At 61.8% G+C, this 24,989-nt stretch carries 18 protein-coding genes and 1 tRNA gene; 8 read left to right on the top strand and 11 right to left on the bottom strand.

Features of this window, described 5'->3' with window-relative positions:
• Positions 1-263: 263 nt before the first annotated feature.
• The 3 genes from mdeB (at position 264) to treS (ending at position 6,718) form a co-directional block, all read left to right on the top strand.
• Positions 264-2,963 carry an alpha-ketoglutarate dehydrogenase gene (mdeB, locus tag ACA067_RS17535; RefSeq protein ID WP_497457739.1) on the top strand — a complete coding sequence of 900 codons (2,700 nt, stop codon included), beginning with the start codon at positions 264-266 and terminating at the stop codon, positions 2,961-2,963.
• Between the two features lie 195 nt (positions 2,964-3,158).
• Positions 3,159-4,415, top strand: coding sequence for a hypothetical protein (locus tag ACA067_RS17530; RefSeq protein WP_497457738.1), 1,257 nt, complete (start codon positions 3,159-3,161; stop codon positions 4,413-4,415).
• 236 nt (positions 4,416-4,651) lie between these two features.
• Positions 4,652-6,718 (top strand): maltose alpha-D-glucosyltransferase, encoded by a 2,067-nt coding sequence (gene treS, locus ACA067_RS17525; RefSeq protein ID WP_497457737.1) that lies wholly within the window; start codon positions 4,652-4,654, stop codon positions 6,716-6,718.
• Positions 6,719-6,931: 213 nt separating this feature from the next.
• Here treS and ACA067_RS17520 read toward each other — a convergent pair whose 3' ends face one another.
• The 11 genes from ACA067_RS17520 to gbd form a co-directional block, all read right to left on the bottom strand.
• Positions 6,932-8,239, bottom strand: a complete 1,308-nt coding sequence (locus tag ACA067_RS17520; RefSeq protein ID WP_497457736.1) for an OprD family porin — start codon at positions 8,237-8,239, stop codon at positions 6,932-6,934.
• A 157-nt stretch (positions 8,240-8,396) separates the two neighbouring features.
• Positions 8,397-8,969: a PPC domain-containing DNA-binding protein gene (locus tag ACA067_RS17515; protein ID WP_497457735.1), complete on the bottom strand. Its 573-nt coding sequence runs from the start codon at positions 8,967-8,969 to the stop codon at positions 8,397-8,399.
• Positions 8,970-9,101: 132 nt separating this feature from the next.
• Entirely contained in the window at positions 9,102-10,679 is a 1,578-nt protein-coding gene (locus tag ACA067_RS17510; RefSeq protein WP_497457734.1) for an aldehyde dehydrogenase (NADP(+)), read from the bottom strand.
• Between the two features lie 31 nt (positions 10,680-10,710).
• Positions 10,711-11,670 (bottom strand): amidohydrolase family protein, encoded by a 960-nt coding sequence (locus ACA067_RS17505; RefSeq protein WP_497457733.1) that lies wholly within the window; start codon positions 11,668-11,670, stop codon positions 10,711-10,713.
• Positions 11,663-12,622, bottom strand: a complete 960-nt coding sequence (locus tag ACA067_RS17500; protein ID WP_497457732.1) for an amidohydrolase family protein — start codon at positions 12,620-12,622, stop codon at positions 11,663-11,665. Before ACA067_RS17500 ends, ACA067_RS17505 begins: the two co-directional genes overlap by 8 nt.
• A 15-nt stretch (positions 12,623-12,637) precedes the next feature.
• Complete coding sequence (locus ACA067_RS17495) at positions 12,638-13,099, bottom strand: thioesterase family protein (RefSeq protein WP_497457731.1); 462 nt, start codon at positions 13,097-13,099, stop codon at positions 12,638-12,640.
• Between the two features lie 69 nt (positions 13,100-13,168).
• Positions 13,169-15,067: a TRAP transporter large permease gene (locus ACA067_RS17490; protein WP_497457730.1), complete on the bottom strand. Its 1,899-nt coding sequence runs from the start codon at positions 15,065-15,067 to the stop codon at positions 13,169-13,171.
• A gap of 15 nt (positions 15,068-15,082) precedes the next feature.
• Positions 15,083-16,126: a TRAP transporter substrate-binding protein gene (locus ACA067_RS17485; RefSeq protein WP_497452294.1), complete on the bottom strand. Its 1,044-nt coding sequence runs from the start codon at positions 16,124-16,126 to the stop codon at positions 15,083-15,085.
• Positions 16,127-16,285: 159 nt separating this feature from the next.
• Positions 16,286-17,494, bottom strand: coding sequence for a CaiB/BaiF CoA transferase family protein (locus tag ACA067_RS17480; protein ID WP_497457729.1), 1,209 nt, complete (start codon positions 17,492-17,494; stop codon positions 16,286-16,288).
• 1 nt (position 17,495) lies between these two features.
• Positions 17,496-18,275 carry an enoyl-CoA hydratase-related protein gene (locus ACA067_RS17475; protein WP_497457728.1) on the bottom strand — a complete coding sequence of 260 codons (780 nt, stop codon included), beginning with the start codon at positions 18,273-18,275 and terminating at the stop codon, positions 17,496-17,498.
• A gap of 76 nt (positions 18,276-18,351) precedes the next feature.
• The gene (gbd, locus tag ACA067_RS17470; protein WP_497457727.1) at positions 18,352-19,491 is read right to left on the bottom strand and encodes a 4-hydroxybutyrate dehydrogenase; all 1,140 of its coding nucleotides are present in this window, start codon (positions 19,489-19,491) and stop codon (positions 18,352-18,354) included.
• Between the two features lie 176 nt (positions 19,492-19,667).
• On the opposite strand from gbd, the gene ACA067_RS17465 reads away from it, so the two are divergent.
• From ACA067_RS17465 to ACA067_RS17445, 5 genes are all read left to right on the top strand, one after another.
• The gene (locus ACA067_RS17465; protein ID WP_497457726.1) at positions 19,668-20,594 is read left to right on the top strand and encodes a LysR family transcriptional regulator; all 927 of its coding nucleotides are present in this window, start codon (positions 19,668-19,670) and stop codon (positions 20,592-20,594) included.
• Between the two features lie 370 nt (positions 20,595-20,964).
• Positions 20,965-23,526 (top strand): nitrite reductase large subunit NirB, encoded by a 2,562-nt coding sequence (gene nirB / locus ACA067_RS17460; protein WP_497457725.1) that lies wholly within the window; start codon positions 20,965-20,967, stop codon positions 23,524-23,526.
• Entirely contained in the window at positions 23,526-23,903 is a 378-nt protein-coding gene (nirD, locus tag ACA067_RS17455; protein ID WP_497457724.1) for a nitrite reductase small subunit NirD, read from the top strand. Before nirB ends, nirD begins: the two co-directional genes overlap by 1 nt.
• 40 nt (positions 23,904-23,943) lie before the next feature.
• On the top strand, positions 23,944-24,384 hold the full coding sequence (locus ACA067_RS17450) for a CBS domain-containing protein (protein ID WP_497457723.1): 441 nt from the start codon (positions 23,944-23,946) through the stop codon (positions 24,382-24,384).
• A gap of 189 nt (positions 24,385-24,573) precedes the next feature.
• A tRNA-Cys gene (locus ACA067_RS17445) sits at positions 24,574-24,647 on the top strand.
• The last annotated feature ends 342 nt before the right edge of the window (positions 24,648-24,989 follow it).

The following is a 24,989-nucleotide window of genomic DNA, read 5'->3' as shown; positions in this document are numbered from 1 at the left end:
ATCCTTTTACTGAATCAACCATGACCCGGGCATCCGTGATTCGCAGGTGTATTCAGCTTTTGTAGGAGCTGCCGCAGGCTGCGATCTTTTGATCTTGATTCTTGGTGGCCTTGCAGGCGCTAAAGTCAAAAGATCGCAGCCTGCGGCAGCTCCTGCATTCAAAACCAAGATCCGTCGTTGTCGCGGTAGAACCCGTCAAAAGCCTCGCCCGAGTGAGTCTTCGCGCCACCTTGAAGCGTTACCGACATTCGCAGGAGATGCCCATGAATCCGTCCGATCTTCACGCCCAATTGTCGGGCCAGGCCACCGAAGATGCTCAACAAATCACTGAATGGCGCGATGCGTTGCTGTCCGTCATCGCCCACGGAGGAACGGCACAGGCCAAGCAGATCCTGGACATGCTGGTGGCCGTGGCAGGCGCTTCAGACATCGGCTGGCGGCCCAGTCACGGCACGCCCTACATCAATACCATCAGCGTTGAACAACAACCGGTGTTTCCCGGAGACCTGGCCATCGAAGAGCGCCTGGCATCGATCATGCGCTGGAATGCCCTGGCGATGGTTGCCAGGGCCAATCATGCCTATGGCGAACTGGGCGGGCATATCGCCAGTTACGCGAGCGCGGCGGATCTGTTCGAAGTGGGCTTCAACCACTTCTTCAAGGCGCGCACCGAAACCTCTGGCGGTGATCTGGTGTTCTACCAGCCGCACTCGGCGCCAGGCGTCTATGCCCGGGCCTTTCTCGAGGGACGCCTGCAGGAACAGGATCTGCAGCACTATCGGCAAGAGATCGGTGCGCGCGCCAATGACGCCCGGGGGTTGTCGAGTTATCCGCACCCCTGGTTGATGCCGGACTTCTGGCAGTTCCCGACCGGCTCCATGGGGATCGGTCCGATCAGTTCGATTTACCAGGCTCGCTTTATGCGGTATCTGGAGCACCGTGGACTGCAAGACACCTCCGGGCGCACCGTCTGGGGGGTGTTTGGCGACGGTGAAATGGATGAGCCGGAAAGCATGTCGGCCCTGACCCTGGCGGCGCGTGAAGGGTTGGATAATCTGGTCTGGGTAATCAACTGCAACCTGCAGCGCCTGGACGGTCCGGTCCGGGGCAACTGGCGCATCATCGATGAGCTGGAGGCGCTGTTCGGCGGTGCGGGCTGGAATGTGATCAAACTGGTCTGGGGCTCCGACTGGGACGGACTGTTTGCCCGGGATAAAGACGGCGCATTGGTCCAGGCCTTGTCCAGCACTGTCGATGGCCAGTTTCAAACATTCGCGGCCAAGGACGGACGCTTCAATCGCGATTATTTCTTCGGCCAGAACGAGGCGTTGGCGCATTTGGTCCAAGGCCTGACCGACGAGCAGATCGACCGCCTCAAGCGCGGTGGGCACGACATGGTCAAGATCTTTGCCGCGTATCAAAGCGCAATGCTTGAGGGTAACAAGCCCACAGTGATCCTGGCGCAGACCAAGAAAGGCTTCGGCATGGGGGAGGCCGGGCAAGGCAGGATGACCGTGCACCAGCAGAAGAAACTCGATCAGGAGGCATTGCTCGCGTTCCGCAACCGTTTCAACCTGCCGTTGACCGATGAGCAGGCGATCTCGCTGAGCTTCTTCAAGCCCGGACAAGACAGTGCCGAAATGCGCTACCTGCATGAGCGCCGCCGTGCGCTGGGCGGGTACATGCCGTCGCGGCCTGCCGCCTCAGCGTCCCTGGCCGTGCCCGATGTGCACAGCTACGCCGGGTTTGCCCTCGCCGCCGAATGCAAGGAAATGTCCACCACCATGGCCTTCGTGCGGATGCTCAGCGGTCTGCTGCGGGACAAGCAACTGGGGCCGCGCATCGTGCCGATCGTGGCGGATGAGGCGCGGACCTTCGGCATGGCCAGCCTGTTCAAGCAGATCGGTATCTATTCCAGCGTGGGGCAGCGCTATGAACCGGAGGACATCGGTTCGATCCTGAGTTATCGCGAAGCGCTGGACGGGCAGATTCTCGAAGAGGGCATCAGCGAGGCCGGTGCCATCAGTTCCTGGGTGGCCGCCGCGACCAGCTATTCGGTGCATGGCCTGCCGATGTTGCCGTTCTATATCTACTACTCGATGTTCGGCTTCCAGCGCATTGGCGATCTGATCTGGGCGGCAGCAGATCAGCGGGCTCGCGGGTTCCTGCTCGGCGCTACCGCCGGGCGCACGACACTGGGCGGCGAAGGTCTGCAGCACCAGGACGGCAACAGCCACTTGATGGCTTCGATGGTGCCGAACTGCCGCGCCTACGATCCGGCGTTCGCCGGTGAGTTTGCGGTGATCCTGGATCATGGCATGCGCCAGATGCTGGAGCGTCAGGTGGACGAGTTTTATTACGTCACCCTGATGAACGAAAACTACCCGCAGCCCAACCTGCCTGCAGGCGTCGAACAGGCAATCATAAAGGGCATGTACCTGTTCGCCCGGCATGAGGTCGAGGATGCACATGGCAGCGTCCAGCTGTTGGGTTCCGGCGCCATCCTGCGCGAAGTGATTGCCGCCGCGGAGTTGTTGGCCGGCGATTGGGACATTGACAGCCAGGTCTGGAGCGTTACCAGCTTCACCGAGTTGGCACGGGATGCCCGTGAGGTGGAACGCTGGAATCGCCTTCATCCCGGACAACCTGCGCGATGCAGCCATGTACAGGCGTCGCTCAACGATTCGGCGCCGATCATTGCCTGTACCGATTACGTTCGCGCCTTGCCCCAGCTGATCTCAAGCTATCTCGATGGCCATTACACCGTACTCGGCACCGACGGATTTGGCCGCAGCGATACCCGCAGCCAGCTGCGCAGGTTTTTCGAAGTGGACCGCTATCAGATCGTCTTGAGTGCGCTGACTTCACTGGCACACGTAGGGCGCCTGGACGCCAGCGTCTGTGCCCACGCCATTGAACGGTATGCCATTGACGTTGACGCAGTGGCGCCCTGGGAAGGTTGAAACCGGGATGCAGACAGCGTCGAATTTTCCGGAAACGATTATGAAGAATGTCATGCGCAAGGTGTTCACGGGGGAATTGGCCAACTGGCCGGCCGTCACATTTTGCGTCAGTTTGACAGGTATTTAGTGGCGGCGATTTTGGGCTTAATAAGGCCCTCCAGTGGGGGATGCCCCGAAATCAAGCAAGGAAGAAAAATGAACGTGAACCACGAACACATCTGCCGCAGGGATTCCCTGTTCGGGACGCAAGGCCAGGTCGAGATTCAGTTTCCCGGAGTCGAGGCGAGTGGCGCCTATGCATTGGTCTCACCCGGCGAATACCAACTGGTGGTCGCCGCGCGTATTGGCGTGGCAGGGCGCCATCAGGTCGCGTTGGCCGGTCTTTCAGCTGACGGTGAGCTTGACCGCGACTATGGCGAGGGTGGTTTCGTCATGGCGCCGTTGGGCGCGGGCCATGCGGCGGTGCCGGTCGCCCTGATCGCCCTTCGCGGGTCCGACGCCTGCGTGCTGTTGGCCGAGGATCGCACCGAAGACGTCGGCTGCCCGGTGCTTGCCCGTATCGGTCGGGACGGTCACATCGATCATGACTTCGGCGAGGGGGGTAAGGCCGTCATTCGCTTGCCTGGCGCATCGGGAAATGACGAGCCCTACGACGTGCTCGAATTACCGGACGGCAAGCTGATGATCGCGGCTACCCGTTTCAACGAAAACGCAGATCCCAGCGGGCTGTTGATCCGTTTGCATGCCGACGGCAAGTTGGACACCAGTTTTCAAGGGTGCGGCTATCGGCTGTTGACCCTGGCTGGGGAGCCGCAGATCTGGCTCGAAGGTCTGATGTTGCAGGCCGATGGCAAGCTGGTGGTGTGGGGCGCGACCGATGATGATGGTCTGTTCGCACGTCTGCATGAAGATGGCTGTCTGGACGAACAATTCGGTACGGGCGGTGTTGCCCTTGTCGGCGGGGAGGACGCCGGCAGCCGCTGGCGTGGCCTGGAGTTGTACCACGTGATCGAAACCGCCACGGGAAGCCTGCTCGGTTTCGGCGCTACCAATGACCGGCCTTATCAAAGCGTGGTGATCGGCCTGACCGGGCGCGGTTGCCCGGATCCGGCTTTCAATGAAGGGCGCGCATTGTTCGTTCCTGTGAGCAGTCATGGCAGCCGCTGGATCTGGGGTGACGTGCAGGATGACGGCACGATCGCCGGCAGTGGCCTTGCCGGGGTGCCTTATGCCGGGGACGAAACCCGTTTTCTGGTGGGACGCTTCTTGCCCGAAGGCAAGCTGGATCCTTCGTTCGGTTGCGGTACCGGCCTCAAGATGACCAATGTCGATGAAGGGCCGGACATTACCCGCTGTTCGGTTCTGCAATCAGGCCGTCGGCTGGTGCTGGGCGGGACTTCGGACAATCCGGGTCCAGTGGAAAAAACCTATCTGGTGCGCTACTTCATTTGATTCTTTCGGCGCGGCTTTTTGATTGAGCCGCGCTACTCGTCTTGTCTTGCGTCCTCTTGGCGTACGGTGGCAGCCTTTCCTTGCGGGTGTCGGGGCATGATGTGCGCTACTGACCCGGATTCACCCGATCAATGCAACGAATCCGACGCCAGGGCCTCATATAAAGACGAGCGGAGCCATTGGTACCGATGCAATGGCCGATTGCGGTTTCACCCCGACAATAGGTAATTGTTTTTATGACGGCTGCTGAAAAGAACCAAGTGACCTGGCTGGTCGAGCAATCCATGCTGTATGCCGCAAGGCAGCGGGCCAGACTTTACTCCGGGCAAGGTCGATTGTGGCAACAGCCCTATGCCCATACCCGGCCCCGTGATGCTTCGGCCCTGGCGTCGGTGTGGTTCACCGCGTACCCGGCTTCCATCATCACCCGGGAAGAGGGCACCGTGCTCGAAGCGCTGGGCGATGAAACCCTGTGGCACGCGCTGTCGAAAATCGGTATCCAGGGTATTCACAATGGCCCGCTGAAACGCTCTGGCGGCCTGAAGGGCAGTGAATTCACCCCGACGATCGACGGCAATTTCGACCGGATCAGCTTTGACATCGACCCGCAACTGGGCACCGACGCCCAGCTTCACGCGCTGACCCGCATGGCCGCCGCACACAACGCGGTCATCATCGATGACGTCATCCCTTCGCACACGGGCAAAGGCGCGGATTTCCGCCTGGCAGAGATGGCGTACGAGGACTATCCGGGGCTCTACCACATGGTGGAAATCCGCGAAGAGGACTGGCCGCTGCTGCCGGAGATTGCCCAGGGGCGCGATGCGCAGAACCTCAGTCCGCAGCAGGTCGACATCCTGCGGGACAAGCATTACATCGTCGGCCAGTTGCAGCGGGTGATCTTTTTCGAGCCCGGGGTCAAGGAAACCGACTGGAGCGCGACATCGGTGGTGGTGGGCGTCGACGGCAAGCCGCGACGCTGGGTCTACCTGCATTACTTCAAGGAGGGGCAACCGTCGTTGAACTGGCTGGACCCGACCTTCGCCGCGCAGCAGATGATCATCGGCGACGCGTTGCATGCGATTGATGTCATGGGCGCGAAGATCCTGCGCCTGGACGCCAACGGCTTCCTCGGCGTCGAACGCAAGCTGGATGGCACCGCCTGGTCCGAAAGCCACCCGTTGTCGATCACCGGCAACCAGTTGCTGGGCGGCGCGATTCGCAAGGCCGGCGGCTTCAGTTTCCAGGAATTGAACCTGACGGTCGACGACATCGCCTCCATGTCCCACGGTGGGGCCGACCTCTCGTATGACTTCATCACCCGACCGGCCTACCAGCATGCGTTACTGATGGGCGATACCGAATTTTTGCGCTTGATGCTGCGTCAGATGCACAACCTCGGCATCGACCCGGGCTCGCTGATCCATGCCTTGCAGAACCATGACGAACTGACCCTGGAACTGGTGCATTTCTGGACCCTGCACGCCCACGACACCTTTCTCTATCAGGGCCAGACCTTTCCCGGCAACATCTTGCGCGAGCACATCCGCGAGCAGATGTACGAACGCCTGGCCGGGGAACACGCACCCTATAACCTGAAATTCGTCACCAACGGCGTGTCCTGCACCACCGCCAGCATCATCACCGCGGCGCTCGGCATTCGCGACCTCGATGCGATGACTCCGGCGGATATTCAGCAGATTCGCCAGGTCCATCTGCTGCTGGTGATGTACAACGCCATGCAACCCGGCGTGTTCGCACTGTCGGGCTGGGACCTGGTGGGTGCACTGCCGGTGCCGGCGGAGCAGGTCGCGGATTTGATGCTCGACGGCGATACCCGCTGGATTCATCGCGGTGCCTACGATCTGGTCGATCTCAATCCCGATGCGCCGCTGTCGGCGGGCCAGATGCCGCGCGCGAAAACCTTGTACGGCAGCCTGATCAGTCAATTGGACGACCCGGATTCGTTCGCTTCGCAGCTGCAGAAAATTCTTGCCGCGCGCCGCGCCTACGATATCGCCGCCAGTCGTCAGATCCTGGTGCCGGACGTGGAGCATCCGGGGTTGCTGGTCATGGTCCATGAGTTGCCGGCCGGTAAAGGCACGCAAATCACCGCGCTGAACTTCGGCTCGACACCGATCACCGAAACCCTGCACCTGCCCAATATTGCACCGGGGCCGGTGGTCGACATCATCAACGAGCGAGTCGAAGGCGATCTCACGCCTGAGGGCGATTTCACCATCACCCTGGATGCCTATGAAGGACTGGCGCTGCGGGTGGTCAGTAGTTCGCCGATGATCTAGGGCTGCATGCCCTGAATAAAAAACGCCACTCGTTTCAGAGTGGCGTTTTTTTTTGCGCGTTATCAGCGCTCAGACCGAAGTTCAAAATGTAGGAGCTGGCTTGCCAGCGAAGAGGCCAGTACATCCGGCATCGATGTCGTCTGTCACACCGCTTTCGCTGCGGTGCGGCGATCCGACAAGCCAGCTCCTACAGGGGATCGTGCGGCCGAGTGGTCAAAGCAGCGGCACGCTGTAGCTGACGAACAACCGGTTCTGATCCTGGTCACGGGACGCTTCACTGTTGGTCTCGCCGTTACGCCAGCCGAAGCCGACGCCCTTGAGCGCGCCGGACTGGATCGTATAATCCAGGCTGATATCCCGTTCCCATTCCTTCTGCTCGTCACCCGAGGCCGTCTTGATATGGTCACCGCTCAGGTACATGACCGAGGCTTTGAGGCCCGGCACGCCGAGGGCGGCGAAGTCGTAGGCGTACTGGCCGAAGGCTGTGCGTTCGCCCGCACGGGTGAAGGTCTGGATCAGGCGATCGGTATACAGGTACAGACTGGCGCCACCGGCGCCCTTGTCCGGCAGGTTGCCCTGGCTGAGCTGAGTGAAGTTGCTGCCGCTGGAAACGCTTTGGTAGCCCGCCGTGATGCCATGGCCACCCAGGGTGTACACCAGCGCGGCACTCCAGGTGCGGTTGTCGATCTCGCCATCATTGCCGTCGGTATAGCCACTGATTCGGTAACCTGAGGTCCCCGAGCTGTTGGCACCGGACGAATCGGTCTTGAAGTAGCGCAGGTCGGTTTTCAGGGATTGACCTTCCCCGATCGGCAGGGTGTGGATCAGGCCGAAAAACTGCTGGCTGTAGTAGTTGTCGAGGTTGGCGTAGTAATACTGGGCGGTCAGGTCCTTGGTGACTTTCCAGTCGCCCCCGGCGAAGTCGAATGCGTTGCTTTCTCGGGTGCCGCCGGTGGCAGCCAACCCGGTCCGGTCGCTTGAACCCCGGCCCGTGGCATGTTCGATCCGGCCGCCGATCAGGGTCAGGTCCTTGAACTCGTTCGAGGTGATCTGGCCCCCTTCAAAGGTCTGGGGCAGCAGGCGGCCGTCGTTGGAGACCAGGATCGGCAGCTTCGGCAGCAGGGTGCCGAGGCGCAGTTCGCTTTTCGAGACCTTGACCTTGCCGGTCAGCCCCAGCCGGCTCCACTGGTCGACCGCGCTGTTGTCACTGTCGGAAGGAATCATCGAGCTGCCGACGTGCCGGCCCATGCCGCTGTCCAGCGTGAAGCCCATCAATCCCAGCGCATCGACGCCAACACCGAGGGTGCCATCGGTATAACCCGACTTGTAGTCGAGCATGAAACCCTGGGCCCACTCTTCGGTTTTCGACGGCGCGGCGGTGCCATCGCGGTTGTCATTGTTGAAGTAGAAGTTGCGCATCCCCAGGGTGGCTTTGCTGTCACTCAGGAAGTCCGCGTGGGCCTGGGTGCCGAGTGCAATAGCGCCAAGTGCAACCGTTACCGCCGTTTTATTACTGCTCATGTATATCGCCCCTTTTTTTGTAGTTTGAAGTTGGGAGCGGACGTGTCCGCACAGGCTATCGGTCAGATGCAAGATTCAAGGTATGTCAGGGTTGCTCCCGCCATGGCGGGTGCCGGCACAGTGCGCTGCCTGCGGGAGCGAGTCAGAAGGTCTTGGGTCAGATACCCAGCACGTTGGCGCCAATGCACGGATCGATCCCGCGTTCCAGGCGACGCTGGTGGACGATCAGGGTGATTTCCATCGAGCCGGTGGTGACTTCGAAATCGAGGATGTGGCCGCCATAGGCCTGGAAGGTCGCGTCACCGGCGACGCCGTGCATGTGGATCGAAGGCTGGTCGTTCTTCCACGCCACCGAGCCGGTGATGCTCGCCATTTCGACACTGTTCAAGATCTTGGCGTCGAAATCCTTTTTGTCCTTGTTCCAGAACCCGAACTTGACGTTGCCAAAGCCGATACCGCTGATGGAGGCGCTCGGGATCTTTTCGGCAATGGCCAGTTTGGTCAGTTCCTTGAAGGCGTTATCACCCATGCGCAGAACCATGAGGTAACCGGTGGGGGTCTTGGTGTAGCGCGGTGTGGCTTCGGTTGCACATTGCATGGGCGCTGTCGTCGCGGTGGTCGGGGTGTCGGCAAAGGCCGGTTGAGTGGCTGCCGTGTTGATCATCACGGCGGCGGTCACGGCCAATAGCAGTTTGCCAAGGCAGTGTCTGGTCTGAAGCTGAACGTGCATGGGGCTTCCTCTGTTTTTGTTGTTGTGTGGGTGCAACGGATTTTGAGACGAGTGTCCCCGGCGCCTGTTTTGCAACAGGCGCGGTTAGTTGTTGTTAACGGTGGGCGTAAGTTGGAACCGAACCTTGGTGGCTTACAGAGAATCGCGGCTGCCGACTCCGTCAATCAATCGCGTAATGTCTAGCGGGTTGCGGTTCTTCAAGGCGTCCGGCAACAAACCGTCGGGGCAATTCTGGTAACACACCGGACGCAGGAAGCGATCGATCGCCAGCGTCCCGACCGACGTACCGCGGGCATCCGAAGTAGCCGGGTACGGTCCACCGTGGACCATGGCATCGCAGACCTCGACCCCGGTGGGGTAACCGTTGAACAGCACGCGTCCGACTTTCTGTTCCAGCAGGGCCAGAACCTCGCCCAGGGTGTCGAGTTCCGTATCCTCGACGATCAGGGTGGCGGTCAACTGACCGCGCAAACCGTTCAACGCCTCGAGCAACTCGGCCTGGTCAGCGACCTCGACCACGATGGTGGTCGGGCCGAAGACTTCTTCCTGTAGTAACTCATCACCCTTGGTCAACAGGCTGACGTCGGCCTTGAACACTTGCGGCAGCGCCCGGTTGCCCTGTTGTTCGGCGCCGGCCAGGTGGGTCATTCCGGGGTGGACGCGAAGGTTGTCCAGGCCGTGGCAATAGCTTTTCAACGCGCCGGCGTTGAGCATCGTTTGCGCGGGTTGTTCGCCCATCAGCCCGGTAAAACGTTGGAGAAAGGCCGAGAACTGCGGCGAACGAATGCCCAGCACCAGACCGGGGTTGGTGCAGAACTGGCCTGCACCCAACACCACGGAAGCGGCCAGTTCGCCGGCGATTTTCTCACCCCGGACTTTCAGCGCTTCGGGCATCAGCACCACCGGGTTGATGCTGCTCATCTCGGCGAACACCGGGATCGGTTGCGGGCGTGCCGCCGCCATGTCACACAACGCACGCCCGCCGCGCAAAGATCCGGTGAAGCCCACGGCCTGAATCAACGGGTGCTTGACCAGGGCTTCACCGACGCTGCCGTACAGCATGTTGAACACGCCATCAGGCATCCCGGTTTTGCGCGCCGCGCGAGTGATCGCATCGGCGACGTAATCGGCGGTGGCCATATGGCCGCTGTGGGCCTTGAACACCACCGGGCATCCCGCGGCGAGGGCCGAGGCGGTGTCGCCGCCCGCGGTGGAGAAGGCCAGCGGGAAGTTGCTCGCGCCGAACACGGCGACCGGACCGAGCCCGGTGCGGTACTGGCGCAGGTCAGGTCTGGGCAGTGGTTGGCGATCCGGCAATGCACGGTCGATGCGTGCGCCATAAAAGTCGCCGCGGCGCAGCATCGTGGCGAACAGGCGCATCTGGCCGCTGGTGCGGGCCCGCTCACCCTGAATGCGGCCGGCGGGCAGGGCGGTTTCCCGGCACACCAGGGCAATGAACGAATCGTCCAGTGCCTCGAGCTCAGTCGCGATGGCATCGAGGAACCCGGCGCGGCGGGCAGCCGAGAGATGGCGAAAGATCGGGAAGGCTGAGGCGGCCGCTTCGGCGGCCGCATTCACTTCATCCACAGTGGCCTGGTGGAAACGATAGGGCAGCGCTTCGCCGCTGCTGGCGTCGTGACTCTGCAAGGTGTTCGAGCCTTGTGCCGAACGAGTGCCGGCGATGTAGTTGTGGCCTGAAACTTCAAACATGGGAACTCCTGAAGGGCTGTTCAAATAGGGATCAAGTGAGCCGGTAAATGCGTCGGGCGTTGTCATGAAACAGGGCAAGCCGATCGGCGGGGGAGCGGTCGCGGACGATGGTCTTGAAGCCGTCGAGCACTTCGCCGAGGCTGTTCACCACGCCATCGACCGGGTAATTGCTGGCAAAGGCACAGCGACTGACGTCGAAAATCGAGATGGCATCGTTCACTACCACGCGATTCGACTCGATGGGCCAGGCCTTGCCGGGGATGCAGATGCCGGAAATCTTCAAGGCGACGTTCGGCTCCCGGGCCAGCAGCGCGAGGTTGTCACGCCAGCCGGCCAGGCCGTGCTCCGAGCGATCCGCCGGCAGCGCCGTGTGATTGACCACAATGGTCACATCGGGAAAGTCCCTGGCCAGCTCGGCCGCTTCCGGCAGATGCCACCAGGGCGCCTGCAACTCGAAGTGCAGGCCGTTTGCCGCCAGTCGGGCATACCCGTCGCGCCAGCGGGGATCACGCATGGAGCCAGGTGCCGCGAAATCCTCACGCCAAGCCTCACGGCTGGTCACCGCAGGTTTGTGGCGCACGCCGCGCACCAGCGGGTGATTGCCGTACTGACGCAAGAGCTCTGCGGCGTCTTCACGATCGAGCCAGGCTTGGCCGACCATGGCGGCCAGGGTGGGTTCGTGTTGCGCCATCGACTCGATGAAACTCACTTCGTCGGCGGGCGTCGCCGGGTCCCATTCACCCTCGATGACCACCGTCTGTACGATGCGATGGTTGCCCGCGAGCCGCCGATAGTCCTCAGGCAGAAAGTTGCGACAGATCGACGAGTAATCGCCATAACGAAAGGGCCGCAACGGGCGATCGTTCAGCCACGGGTAGTAGTGGTGCTGGATGTCGAAATAGTGTTGGTGCGCGTCGACGATCGGCAAGTCCGCGTCTTCGCCGCTGGCCAGAAAACGCGCGCGCCAGTCGAGGGTGGATACGTCATCCATGCTGTTGCTCCAGACGATAAAAGCGTTGTGCATTACCGGCGAATACCGCTTCCTGTACCGCACGCCCCATGGGCGCGAGCATCGCCGCCATGCCATCGGCAATCGTGTCGTAGCAAGCGCGCAATCCGGCAACCGGGAAGTTACTGGCGAACATGCAGCGCTCGGGACCGAAGATCTCCAGCGCCATCAGGACCACCACCCGGTTGTCGTCGTAGTTCCAGGGCGAGTCTCTGAGGCCGAACTCCGAGAGCTTTATATGCACGTTGGGCTGCAAGGCCAGCGCTTCGAGGCCTTTACGCCAGCGCGCCATGCCTGGCGGGCTGCGATCCCAGGCGAAACCGGTGTGATTGAGGGCGATCCGGATCCGCGGGAACATCGCCGCGACTTCGGCGGCTTCGACCAGGTGCCAGGGCGGTACACGCAGGTCCCAGGACAGATCATGATCAGCCAGCCGCGAAAAGCCCTCCAGCCACTTGGGGTCTTGCATGGTGCCGGGCGCCCCGGCAATCGACACGTCCGGCGACGCCGAGGTCACCGGTTTCGAACGTATGCCCTTCACCAGTGGCCGTGCCGCCTGGGCCGCGAGAATCTCGGCGCTGTCTTCGCGGTCGAACCAGGCGTGGGCGACGATGGCATTGGGGAACCCATAGCGTTGGTTCACCTGTTCCAGCCAGCGCGTCTCGGCGACCTGTTCATCGCGGGCGCGCTCGGCCTCGACGTGTACCGTGCCCACCAGGCGTTGTTTCTCGGTGAGGGCGAGGAAGTGTTCCGGCAGGAAATCACGGCACAGGCTGTGATAGTCACCGAGAAAGAACGCCTCGTGATACTCGTCCTGCAACCAGGGATAACGACCGCTGCCCAGGTCCCACAGGTGGTGGTGGGCATCGACGATCGGTAGCGCGTCCTCGGCAGCCAGGTTCGGCAGGCCGTTGCGTTCATGCAGGGTGATCATGAGGTCGTCCCTTGCTCAGCGCGAGGCGGCGAATTGGGAAGGGCTGAGCACGCCGTCTTCGACTTCGCCTGCGGCCGCCGCCTCGGCCTTGGCCTGGACGCGGCTGCGCAGTTTGGCCACGTTCACCACCACTCGGGTATGCGCCGCCGTGGCCACCAGCTCGACGTCATCGCGCACCTCGACATTGAAGGTGACGCTGCGACCCTCGATCCGGGTGACCGTGGCGACGATGCTGACCGACATGCCCAGCAGCGTGGCGCCGACATGCCGGATATCGACTGCCGCGCCGACCGTGTTCTCGCCCTCATCGAGGAAGGTGAGCAGGTAGTCCAGGCAGGTTTGTTCGATGTCATCCACCAGACGCGGCGTGGCATAGATGCGCAAGTCCTCACCCAGGAACGAGATGGTGCGCGCCTGGTCGACGATCAGTCGGCGTTCGGTAGTGGCGGTGCCTGCTTCCAGCGTGGAGAAATTCATAAGCAACCTCGTGTTTGAGAGTGCCGAAGGTCGCAGCGGCGACTATCGGCCGGGATGTGAAAGGATGATTTATTTAGTGGGCAGGAAACCGATGGAAATCCATGGCACGGCGATCAGCACACCCAGGGCGACGACCAGCGCGCCGAGATACGGCCAGACCCGGCGCATGGCGCCGCTGGGGTCGACCTTGGCGATGGCGCAGGCGGCGTAGAAACCCACGCCAAAGGGTGGGGCGAACAGGCCCAGGCCCATGGCGAAGATCGCGACCATGGCGTAATGCACGTCGTGGATGCCCATGGCCTTGGCAATCGGGAACAGCAGCGGCCCGAACAGCACGATGGCCGGGATGCCTTCCAGAAAGCTGCCCAGCAGGATGAACGCTACCGCGGAAATGATCAGGAAGCCCAGCGCGCCTCCCGGCACCGTCGACATCACCTGCGCCAGCTGATGGGAGAAGCCCGACTGGGTCAACGCCCATGCCATGGCGGTCGCGCTGCCGATGATGATCAGGATTGCGCCGGACAGCGACGCGGTGCTGACCAGGATCGGATACAGGCGGCGCCAGTCGAAGCAGCGGTAGCACAGCAGGCCAACGATAAAGGTGTAGGCGACGCCGATGGCGGCGACTTCAGTGGCCGTAGCGACGCCTTCGACCACCGCGGTGCGGATCACGAACGGCAATGCCAGGGCCGGCACCGCGACCAGCAGCGAGTGGCCGATTTCCTTGCCCGTGGCGCGTTTGCCGGTGGACGCCTCGCCTTTGCGGTTCTTCCACCAGATCACGGCCGCCATGGCGATCGCACCTACCACCGCCGGCATGAAGCCGCCGGTGAACAGGGCAGAGATCGACACGCCGGTCACCGAGCCGATGGTGATCAGCACCAGGCTGGGCGGAATGGTTTCCGACATCGCCCCGGAGGCATTGAGCATTGCCACCAGTTCATTTTCATCTTCACCGCGTTTCTTCATTTCCGGAAACAGCGCCGGGGCGATGGCGGCCATGTCGGCAGCCTTGGACCCGGAAATACCGGAGATCAGGTAGATGGCACCGATCAGCACGTAAGACAGGCCGCCACGCACATGGCCGATCAACGAACAGAGGAAACTGATCATCGCCCGGGCCATGCCCATGGCCTCGATCAATGCGCCCAAAAATACAAACAGCGGGATCGCCAGCAGGATCAGGCTGGCCATGCCTTCGTCCATCCGGCCCACCACCAGGCTCAGGGGCGTGCCGGTCATGGTCGACAGGTAGGCCACGGTGGCCAGACCGAACGCGACCATGATCGGCACGCCGATGATGATCATCGCCATCACGCCGATCATGAAGAAGATGACCAGGTTCCAGTTGCCCATCAGCAGCAGGCTGCCTTCCGCCACCCACAGCAATGCGGCGAGAGAGGCGAGCATCGCCACCGACACCGAGAAGTCGATCAACCGCGCACTGGTCAGCAGGCGTGCGACACAGGTCATCAGCATCAGGCTCAGACCGACCGCGATGGCGGATACGCGAAAGGCATTGGGGATTTCCAGGGCGGCGGTGGTGATGATCCATTCGTCGCTGACGTACTCCCAGGCCGGGGTGAACAGCAACCCGATGAAGGTGATCACGATCACGGCGCCGAGAGTGTCGACGAAGGCGCGTTTTTCCACCGGCAGTCGCGCGATGAACGAGGTGAGGCGCATGTGCTCGCCCCGGCGCATCGCCACCACCGAGCCGAGCATGGCCAGCCAGAGGAACAGCAGCGAAGCGAGTTCGTCGCCCCAGACGATGGGCTGGTTGAGCACGTAGCGCGAGAACACGTTGCAGAACAGCAACACGACTTCGACCACCACCAGCAATGCCGCGCTGCCTTCGGTCAGCCAGCGCAGGCCAGTGTCGAGCGCACGACCGAGGCGAAAGGTGGCGGCGCGCGGGCTGAGTCCTTCAGCGGGAGAAACATCCGTCATTGGCAGTTCGTTTTTCATGACCTTGTCTCCGGCTTAGGACAGTTGACCCGCGTACTGCTCGAGCAAGCTCCAGGCTTCGTCGCCGTACTTTTCCTTCCATTGGGTGTAGAAGCCTTTCGATTGCAGGTCGGCCCTGAACAATGAACGGTCGACCTTGTTGAAGGTGATGCCATGGGCGGTCAGGGACGGCTCCAGGCTGGCGTTGAGGTCGATCACCTGCTGACGCTGGACCAACGCGGCGGCGTTGATCTGCCGGGAAACGATTTCCTGCACATCGGCGGGCAGTTTTGGAAAGGTCTTGCCGGAGGCGACGATCCAGAACCCGCCCCAGATGTGGTCGGTCATCGAGCAGTATTTCTGCACTTCATAGAAACGCGCGGACTCGACCACCACCAGCGGGTTTTCCTGGCCGTCGACCACTTTGGTCTGCAGTGCCGAGTAGGTTTCGTTGATGCTGATGCCGGTCGGGGAGGCGCCCAGGGCGCTGAACATGGAGGTCCACAACGGGCTGACCAGCACCCGCAGTTTGAAGCCGGCCAGGTCTTGCGGGGTGAAGATCGGCCGCGTCGAGCTGGTGATCTGGCGGAAGCCGTTGTTCCAGACTTTCTCCATCGGGATCAGACCGACCTTGGCGGTCTTGGCGCGCACGTACTCGCCGAGCTTGCCGTCCAGGGCGGCCCAGACGCTGTCGTAATCCTTGAAGGCAAAGGGCATGCTTTCAATGGACATGGCCGGCACCAGGGTGGAAAGAATCGCGCCGGGCAATGGAATGAAATCGATCGCCCCGGCGCGCACCTGGGACAGCATGTCGGTGTCGCCGCCCATGGCGCCGTTGGCGTACACCTGCAGGTCCACCGCGCCATTGGTTTCGGTCTTGATCGCGAGCGACGCGGCCTTCATCTGGATGTTCAACGGATGGGTGTCGGGCAGGCTGCTGGTGTAGCGCAGCACGATGGGTTTGGTCGCGGCGAAGACGCTGGAGGGCAGCAGGTTGGCGGCGAATGCACCGCCCACGGTGATGCCGGCAGACATTAGAAATGATCGGCGGCTGACGGCCTCGGTCAAGATACGGCTCATGATGTTCACCTTGTTATTGTTGTTGTTCTTGTTTTTGTGGGAGCGAGCTTGCTCGCGATGGTCGTTAACGATAACGCGGGCTTTCTGGTTGAACGCAGCGCTCTCAGGTCCATCGCGAGCAGGCTCGCTCCTACAGGGGATCGGGTTCGGGGTGGCGGTTCAGGAGGCTCGCGCCACCACCGCCCGGGTTCTTATCAGCTCATCGATTTCATCTTGCGCATAACCACTTTCCTTCAGCACTTCGCGGGTGTGTTCGCCGAGCAGCGGAGCAGGGCGGCTGGTCGGCGGCGCGGCGCTGTCCATGTCGGAGAAGTGAATCGGCAAGCCCATGCCGCGCACCCGGCCTTCGGTGGGGTGTTCAGTCTCGACGACCATGCCCCGGGCGATGGTTTGTGGATGGGCCAGCGCCGCGGCGATGTCGAGGACCGGCCCGGCGGGCAGGCCGAGGTTGTCGAACAACACCATCCATTCATCCGTGGTGCGCGCCACCAGGACTTCGTTGAGGATTTCCACCAGGGCCAGGCGGTGCTCCATGCGCAACGCGTTGCTGGCGAAGCGCGGATCGGCCTTGAGTTGCGGCAGGGCCAGGGCTTCGACCAGTCGCTCATAGTTGGCCTGGTTGGCGGCGCCGATGTTGATCCAGCCATCCGCGGTGCGGAACACCTGGTACGGTGCGCTGGTGGAGTTGGCCGAGCCCATCTTCGGCAGGATGGTGCCATCGGCGAAGTACGCGGCCGCCGGCCAGTACATCTGTTGCAGGCCGGCTTCGAACAGCGAGGTGTCGACCATCTGCCCCAGGCCGGTTTTCTGCTTGGCGGCATAGGCGGCACAGATGCCGAGGGCGGCGAGGATGCCGGAGTTGATATCGGCCACCGGAGAACCGGCCTTGACTGGCTCGCGCCCGGCTTCACCGGTCATGCTCATCATGCCGCTCATGCCCTGGGCGATCAGGTCGAAGCCGCCTTTCTCGCCGAACGGCCCGCTGCGCCCGTAACCGGAGATCGCGCAGTAGATCAGGCCAGGGTTGATGAGCTTCAGCGCCTCATAGCCCAGGCCGAATTTCTCCATGGTGCCGGCCCGGTAGTTTTCCGTGACCACGTCGGCATCCAGCAACAGGCGGCGCAACACGTCACGGCCGCCGTCGGTTTTCAGGTTCAGGCCGATCCCGCGCTTGTTGCGGTTGACCACCATGAACGAGGCGGATTCGCCGCTGGCCATGATCGGCGAGAAGCGGCGCGAATCATCACCGTCCGGGACTTTTTCGACCTTTACCACGTCGGCGCCCATGTCGGCCAGCATCATCCCGCAGACCGGGCCGGACATGATGTGAGCCAGTTCTACAACGCGCATGCCTGTCAGCGGTCCCATGTCATTTCCCCTTGAACTGTGGTTTGGCTTTCTCGATGAAAGCGTTCAGGCCGATCTGAAAATCTTCGGTGTCGTAGCAGGAGTAACTGCTGTCGATCTGCTGGACGGTGGGTGCAACGCCGGCTTCAAGCTGGCGGGCGGCCTGGCGATGCCAGCGGGCGACGAGGGGCGCGCCGTTGACGATGCGTCTGGCGGTGGCGAGGGTTTCGGATTCGACCTCGGCGTCTGGCACAACGCGGGTCACGAGGTTTTTCACGTAGGCGTCGTTGGCGTCGAGAATGCGGCCTTCCAGCAGGATCTCCAGGGTGGTCGAGCGTCCGGCCAGCGCGACCAGCCCGGCCATTTCGTCATAGGACATGACCAGGCCCAGTTTGCCGACCGGCGCACCGAAGCGACTGGAAGTGCCGCAGATACGCAGGTCGCAGAGCGCGGCGATCTCCAGGCCGCCGCCGACGCACACGCCGTGGATCATTGCGATGACCGGGTGCGGACAATCGGCAACCGCGCGCATGGCTGCCGACGTCACCTCGGCATACACCCGGGCTTGCGCCTGATCAGCGCGTACGCTCGGAAACTCGCCGACATCGGCGCCGGCGGCAAAGGCCTGTTCACCGGCGCCGCGCAACACAACGCAGCGTACAGTGGAGTCAGCGGACAGCTCGGTCATGACGTCACCCAGGTCCTGCCACATCGACAAGGTCAGGGCATTCATTTTTCCCGGGTGGCTGAGGGTGACGATGGCAATGGCGTCTTGCCGTTCGATAAGGACAGTGGGGTTCATGATGGGGGCCACTGGCGTCGAAGCGCGTTCGACGAAGCGGCTGCCTCCTGTTTTATTGTTGTGGGATAGCGGCTGTTTACAGCGCCTGCTGGAGCATCGACAGGTAGTCCGCGGACGATGCTTCGCGGGGGTTGGTCTTGTGGCTGTGATCGTGCAGCGCGCCTTCGACGATCCCGGCAAACAGGCTCTCGTCGACGCCGATGTCACGCAGGCGGGTCGGCAGGCCCAGGCGGCGGGTCATGTCCTCGATGGCTACACCGATGTTCGCCCCGGCTGCAAGGCCCATGGCGTGGCGCAGGCGCTCGAGCTTGCGTTCATCGCGAACGGTTGGGGCGTTGGCGTTGAAGTCCACGACTGCGGGCAGAAAGATCGCGTTCAAGGTGCCGTGGTGCAGCTTCGGGTTGATCCCGCCCAAGGCGTGGGACAGGCTGTGCACGCAGCCCAGGCCCTTTTGGAACGCGAGGGCGCCCTGCATCGAGGCACTCATCATGTTCATCCGCGCTTCGCGGTCACCCGGTTCGGCGGTGGCGCGCTCGATGTGTTCCCAGGCGCGCCACAGGCCATCGAGGGCGATGCCGTCCGCCGCGGGGTTGAAGGCTGGTGCCATGAAGGTCTCGATGCAATGGGCGATCGCGTCCATGCCGGTGGCGGCGGTGAGCATGGGCGGCAGGCCCAGAGTCAGCTCGGGGTCGCAGATGGCCACGCGCGGCACCACATAAGGTGAGATTACGCCGACTTTTCGACCATCGTCGAGGATCAGGATGGCGCCGCGGCCGACTTCGCTGCCGGTGCCGGCGGTGGTCGGAATCGCAATCAGTGGCGCGGTGGCCGAGGTGATGCGATCCAGCCCGCCTTCGATCACCGCGAAGCTTTGCAGCGGGCCGTCGTGGGTGGCGCAGACGGCGACACCCTTGGCCAGATCGATGGAAGAACCACCGCCGACGGCGATGATGCCGTTGCACTCGCCGAGGTGGTATTGCGCGACGGCTTGACGCACGACCTGTTCGTTCGGGTTGGGCGGGGTGGCATCGAAAATCGAAGGGGTATGTGCGGCGCCCAGGACGGCGATGACTTTGTCGACGATGCCGGCATTGCGCACACCGACGTCGGTGACGATCAGTGGACGAGTGATGCCGGCGCGTTCGGCTTCTGAAGCCAGTTGCTGCAAGCTGTCGTAGCCGAACTGGATCTTGGTGACGTAATTGATGAGGGACATGATTCACCACAAGTTATACAGGATTGTTGTTGTAGCAATCGGTCGGGTGGCAGGAGGGCGGTCGCGCTCTGGTCAAACCCATTGCATTGCCTGGTTGTGGAGTGGACTATAGGGCCGTCGTGGCGAGCCCCGATACTGACAACTTTCGATACCTCTATAACTTTTAGTTAACCCTGATGACGCCCTCACTGAACTCGATCATGTCCCGGCTGCACATCAAGCAGCTGCGTTTGTTGATAGCCCTGGATGAGCACGGCTCCTTGCTGGGCGCGGCCAAGCAGGTCGCGCTGACGCAGCCCGGCGCCAGCAAGGCGTTGCAGGAAATCGAAACCACCTTTGGCACCTCGTTGTTCACCCGCACTAACCGCGGGCTGGAGCCAAACGATGCCGGGCGCTCGGTGATCCGTTACGCGCGCTTGATCCAGACCGACCTCGCGCACCTGCGCGAAGAAATCATCGGCATCATGAGCGGCGAGGGTGGACGGGTGGCGGTCGGCACCATCATGGGTGCCGTGCCTTTATTGACCACCGCGATCAGCCGGGTGATTGCCGACCATCCGAAGCTGTCCATCGAGATCGTCGAAGACACCAGCGCCGCATTGCTCAGCCAGCTGGATGCCGGACGCCTGGACCTGGCGATCTGCCGCACCACCGTCAGCACCACGCCCTACTTGTATGAGAGTTCGACCTTCGTCGAGGAAACCCTGGCGGTGATCGCCAGCACCCAGCATCCGTTCGCCTATGCCCGGCGCTTGTCCCTCAAGGATCTGGTGGATTACCGCTGGGTGGTCTATCGCGCCAACATGCCCATGCGCCTGCTGCTGGAACGGGAATTCCACGAGGCCGACTTGCGGTTCCCGGTGCACCTGCTGGAGACGACTTCGGCGTTTGCCACGTTGTCGCTGCTCCAGGAAAACCCGACCCTGGTCGCACTGGTGTCGACTGACGTGGCGAAATTCTGCTCCGGGTACGGCTTTACCACCACGCTGCCGCTGCCGATCACCTCGCGCAGCGAACCCTATGAGCTGGTGTCGCGCAAAGGCGTGCCGGACTCGCCAGCGGCCAGGCTGTTGCGCGAGGCCTTGCTCAATCCCCCCCGTTGAACGACCCGGCGCGCCTGCGTGCACTTTTATAAAGCTCCGAGGCATCGCGCTGCACTATGCGAAGGCAAAATCCCCGATGTCCATCCGTGTGTCCATTAATCGCCAGGCGCCTGATACACAGGCCTGAAGCGGTATCAGCAGGATCTGGCACAAACACTGCATAATACTGGACAGGCCCGCCGCGAATACAGTCGAGTGGGCAAGCCCCCTCGGTCAACGACGATCGATACGTGGGCAACATCGGTGGATCAGGCAGAGACGTCTGGTTTCAACACCGCAAAAGAACAGGCAAAGACGCCTGGAACCGCAAGGTTTCAGGCGTTTTTTTTTGCATTTTTGAACCGTGACGGGCTTTAGCCGGGTACTACTTATGAATTCCAATGTTGCCGCGTTGAACAAACTGCAAACGCTGATCGTGATCGGCAATGGCATGGTCGGACATCATTGTGTCGAACAGCTGATCGAGCGCGGTGCCCTCGATCACTATCGGCTGCACGTGTTCAGCGAGGAGCCGATGCGCGCCTATGACCGTGTGCACCTTTCCGAGTATTTCACCGGCCGTGATGCCGAGTCGCTGGCGCTGTCCGACGCGTCGCTGTACCAGACCCCGGGCGTCACCCTGCACCTGGGCGTGCCGGTGCTGGAAATCGACCGCGACCGCCGCCAAGTGATCACCGCGCAAGGTTGCGTCGCCTACGACAAGCTGGTGCTGGCGACGGGCTCCTATCCCTTCGTGCCGCCGATCGAAGGCGCCGAGGGCGACTCGCGCCTGGTCTACCGCACCCTTGAAGACCTCGACGCGATCCGTGCCGCGGCCGCCAACGCCCGGCGTGGCGTGGTGGTCGGTGGTGGCCTGCTCGGCCTTGAAGCCGCCAACGCCCTGAAAAGCCTGGGCCTGGAAGCCCATGTGGTGGAGTTCGCGCCGCGGCTGATGCCGGTGCAATTGGACGAGATGGGTGGCCTGGCACTCAAGTCGCAAATCGAACGGCTGGGCGTCGGTGTGCACCTGTCCCGCGTCACCCAATCGATCAGTGCGGGTCAGGACTACCGCTACCGCATGAATTTTGCCAACGACGAATTCCTTGAAACCGACCTGGTGGTGTTCTCCGCCGGTATCCGCGCGCAAGATGCGTTGGCCCGTCAATGCGCGCTGGACATCGGCCCGCGCGGTGGCGTGGTGATTGACGATGACTGCCTGAGCATCGACCCGAACATCTACGCCATCGGCGAGTGCGCCTCCTGGAACGGCAGCCTGTTCGGCCTGGTCGCGCCCGGCTACCAGATGGCGCGCAGCGTCGCGGCGCGGCTGTGCCACGAAGTCGCGGAGCCGTTCACCGGCGCCGACATGTCGACCAAGCTCAAACTGCTGGGGGTCGATGTCGGCTCCATCGGCGACGCCCATGGCAACACGCCCGGCGCGCGCAGCTATCAGTTCATCGACGAAACCAGCGCCAGCTATCGCCGCCTGGTGGTGGATGCCACGGGCAAGCACGTACTCGGTGCGGTGCTGGTCGGTGACAACAGCTATTACGACACCCTGCTGCAATACATGCAGAACGCGATTGCGCTGCCGGCGGAACCCGCCAGCCTGATCCTGCCGTCGTCCGAAGGCGCGCCGACCCTGGGCCCGGGTGCGCTGCCCGAGTCAGCCACGGTGTGCTCGTGCCATAACGTCACCAAAGGCTCCATTTGCTCGGCCATCGACGGTGGCTGCACCGACCTCGGCCTGCTCAAGGCGCAGACCAAGGCCTGCACCGGCTGCGGCGGTTGCGCCGGGCTGCTCAAGCAGGTGTTCGAGCATGAACTGATTGCCCGTGGCGTCAGTGTCGACAAAAGCCTGTGCGAACACTTCGCCTATACCCGTCAGGAGCTGTATGCCCTGGTGCGGGTAGAAGGGGTGATCACTTTCGAAGAACTGCTGGCCAAACATGGTCGTGGCCACACCGGTTGCGATGTGTGCAAGCCCGCCGTGGGTTCGATCCTCGCTTCGTGCTGGAACCAGCCGATCATGGACGCCTCGCTGGTGCCCTTGCAGGACACCAACGACACCTTCATGGCCAACATGCAGAAGAACGGTACCTATTCGGTGGTGCCGCGAATTCCCGGTGGCGAAATCACCGCTGACAAACTGATCGCGATCGGCGTCGTGGCCAAGAAATACGACCTCTACACCAAAATCACCGGTGGCCAGCGTATCGACCTGTTTGGCGCGCAGTTGCATGAGTTGCCAGACATCTGGGCCGAGCTGATTGAAGCCGGTTTCGAAACCGGGCACGCCTACGGCAAATCGACGCGGACGGTGAAGTCCTGCGTCGGCAGTACCTGGTGCCGTTATGGCGTGCAGGACAGCGTGCAGATGGCCCTGACTATCGAAGACCGCTACAAGGGCCTGCGCTCGCCGCACAAGCTCAAGTTCGCCGTCTCCGGCTGCACCCGTGAATGCGCCGAAGCGCAAAGCAAAGACGTCGGCGTGATCGCCACCGAGAAAGGCTGGAACCTCTACATTGCCGGTAACGGCGGCATGCGCCCGCGCCACGCCGAGCTGTTCGCCACCGACCTCGACGATGCGACCCTGATCCGCTACATCGACCGCTTCCTGATGTTCTACATCCGCACCGCCGACAAATTGCAGCGCACCTCGGTCTGGCGTGAAAGCCTGGAAGGCGGCCTCGACTACCTCAAGGACGTGATCATCAACGACAGCCTGGGCCTGGGCGCCGAACTCGAGTCGCAGATGCAGCTGGTGGTCAACCGCTATGAATGCGAATGGGCCAACGCCCTCAAGGATCCGGAAAAACTCAAACGCTTCCGCACCTTCGTCAACGATAAACGCCCGGACCCGGACATCCATTTTGTCCAGGAACGCGGTCAGCGGCGCCCGATCATGGCCGCCGAACTCAACCTTATCCCGGTTACCGAGGAGATTGTCTGATGAGCCAGTCCAATACCCAACGCATTGAATCCCTGGCCAACACCGATACCTGGCAAACGGTGTGCGAGCAACGGGACCTGGTCAGCAATTCCGGCGTGGTGGTCTGGCTCGACGGCGCACAAGTGGCGCTGTTCTACCTGCCGAGCGTTCACGGCAAGACGCTGTACGCCATCGACAACCATGACCCGCAATCCGGGGCGAATGTGATCGGGCGCGGCCTGGTCGGCAGCATCAAGGGCGACCTGGTCGTTGCATCGCCGATCTACAAACAGCATTTCCGCCTGGAGGACGGCAGCTGCCTGGAGTACCCGCAACAGCGTCTGCGGGTCTGGCCGGTGCGGCTGAACGACGGTGTGGTGGAAGTCGGGGTGGCCTGAGAGTGATCAAGGCCGGCGCACAATAGAATCGGAGGCACTCATGAAAACAGCCGCACAACTGCTCAAACTCAAGGTCGTGCAAAACCAGCACGTGCATAGCATCGCACCGGACCAGATGGTGCTTGAAGCACTGAAGTTGATGGCCGAAAAGAATGTGGGCGCACTGCCGGTCATCGAAGCGGGGCAGGTGGTCGGCGTGATCAGCGAGCGCGACTACGCGCGCAAGGTCGTGTTGCAGGGGCGCTCCTCGGTCGGTACGCCCGTGCGCGACATCATGAGCGCGCCCGTGGTGACCGCACAGAGCCAGCAAAGCATCGAGCGATGCATGGAGGTCATGACCGACAGCCACCTGCGCCACCTGCCGGTGGTGGAGGGCGGCGAATTGATCGGGCTGTTGTCGATCGGTGATCTGGTCAAGGAAGCCATCGTCGAACAGGCTGACCTGATTCGGCAGCTGGAGCACTACATTCGCGGGCATTGAACAGGCAAACTGCCCTGCAGAATTTTTTTTGAAATCAAGGGGTTGCCAGCCTCGGGAAATCAGTACATAATTCACGCCATCGAAAGCACTGATCGCTCAAAAAGCTCAATGTTTTCAAGGAGTTAGATCGAGATCTTGCTCCAAGTTTGTACACGTTTGGTGTTGTGCTACATGACATCAGATGTTTGAGGCCGAGTAGCAAAATGGTTATGCAGTGGATTGCAAATCCACCTACGCCGGTTCGATTCCGACCTCGGCCTCCACTCTTAAAAACCCCGTAGATCAATGATCTACGGGGTTTTTTTATGTCCTCAGGAAAGTGAGGTGTTCCGCAATTTTTGGGGGGGTGTTCCGCATCACTGGGCGTCAAGAGCAGTAACGGTCGTTATAGGCTTCGGCACTTTCGAAGGTGTAACGCCAGCGGTTTCAGTAGAAATTTTTAGACACAGCCGACGCTACTTATTTGAATCAGGTGTTTGATTAGAGACAGGTTGTATTGGTCTGTCGGGCTTAGGTTTACCTATTGTGGAGCTGCACAATAACTCCTGCCAAAAATATTCTGTTATAATGCAGTTGCTTAAGTTTAGCTAATTGACAAACAATAA

It is taken from the genome of Pseudomonas sp. LBUM1674 (genome assembly GCF_059695635.1).
The sequence above is the reverse complement of the archived record's forward strand: the minus strand, read 5'-3'. Positions and strand labels throughout refer to the sequence as shown.

Coding starts and splice junctions, on each gene's coding strand:
- ACA067_RS17530 (WP_497457738.1), top strand. CDS start 3,159: ATGAACGTGAACCACGAACACATCTGCCGCAGGGATTCCCTGTTCGGG.
- nirD (WP_497457724.1), top strand. CDS start 23,526: ATGAGCCAGTCCAATACCCAACGCATTGAATCCCTGGCCAACACCGAT.
- ACA067_RS17485 (WP_497452294.1), bottom strand. CDS start 16,126: ATGAGCCGTATCTTGACCGAGGCCGTCAGCCGCCGATCATTTCTAATG.
- treS (WP_497457737.1), top strand. CDS start 4,652: ATGACGGCTGCTGAAAAGAACCAAGTGACCTGGCTGGTCGAGCAATCC.
- ACA067_RS17465 (WP_497457726.1), top strand. CDS start 19,668: ATGACGCCCTCACTGAACTCGATCATGTCCCGGCTGCACATCAAGCAG.
- ACA067_RS17480 (WP_497457729.1), bottom strand. CDS start 17,494: ATGGGACCGCTGACAGGCATGCGCGTTGTAGAACTGGCTCACATCATG.
- mdeB (WP_497457739.1), top strand. CDS start 264: ATGAATCCGTCCGATCTTCACGCCCAATTGTCGGGCCAGGCCACCGAA.
- nirB (WP_497457725.1), top strand. CDS start 20,965: ATGAATTCCAATGTTGCCGCGTTGAACAAACTGCAAACGCTGATCGTG.
- ACA067_RS17475 (WP_497457728.1), bottom strand. CDS start 18,275: ATGAACCCCACTGTCCTTATCGAACGGCAAGACGCCATTGCCATCGTC.
- gbd (WP_497457727.1), bottom strand. CDS start 19,491: ATGTCCCTCATCAATTACGTCACCAAGATCCAGTTCGGCTACGACAGC.
- ACA067_RS17495 (WP_497457731.1), bottom strand. CDS start 13,099: ATGAATTTCTCCACGCTGGAAGCAGGCACCGCCACTACCGAACGCCGA.
- ACA067_RS17500 (WP_497457732.1), bottom strand. CDS start 12,622: ATGATCACCCTGCATGAACGCAACGGCCTGCCGAACCTGGCTGCCGAG.
- ACA067_RS17510 (WP_497457734.1), bottom strand. CDS start 10,679: ATGTTTGAAGTTTCAGGCCACAACTACATCGCCGGCACTCGTTCGGCA.
- ACA067_RS17515 (WP_497457735.1), bottom strand. CDS start 8,969: ATGCACGTTCAGCTTCAGACCAGACACTGCCTTGGCAAACTGCTATTG.
- ACA067_RS17505 (WP_497457733.1), bottom strand. CDS start 11,670: ATGGATGACGTATCCACCCTCGACTGGCGCGCGCGTTTTCTGGCCAGC.
- ACA067_RS17490 (WP_497457730.1), bottom strand. CDS start 15,067: ATGAAAAACGAACTGCCAATGACGGATGTTTCTCCCGCTGAAGGACTC.
- ACA067_RS17520 (WP_497457736.1), bottom strand. CDS start 8,239: ATGAGCAGTAATAAAACGGCGGTAACGGTTGCACTTGGCGCTATTGCA.
- ACA067_RS17450 (WP_497457723.1), top strand. CDS start 23,944: ATGAAAACAGCCGCACAACTGCTCAAACTCAAGGTCGTGCAAAACCAG.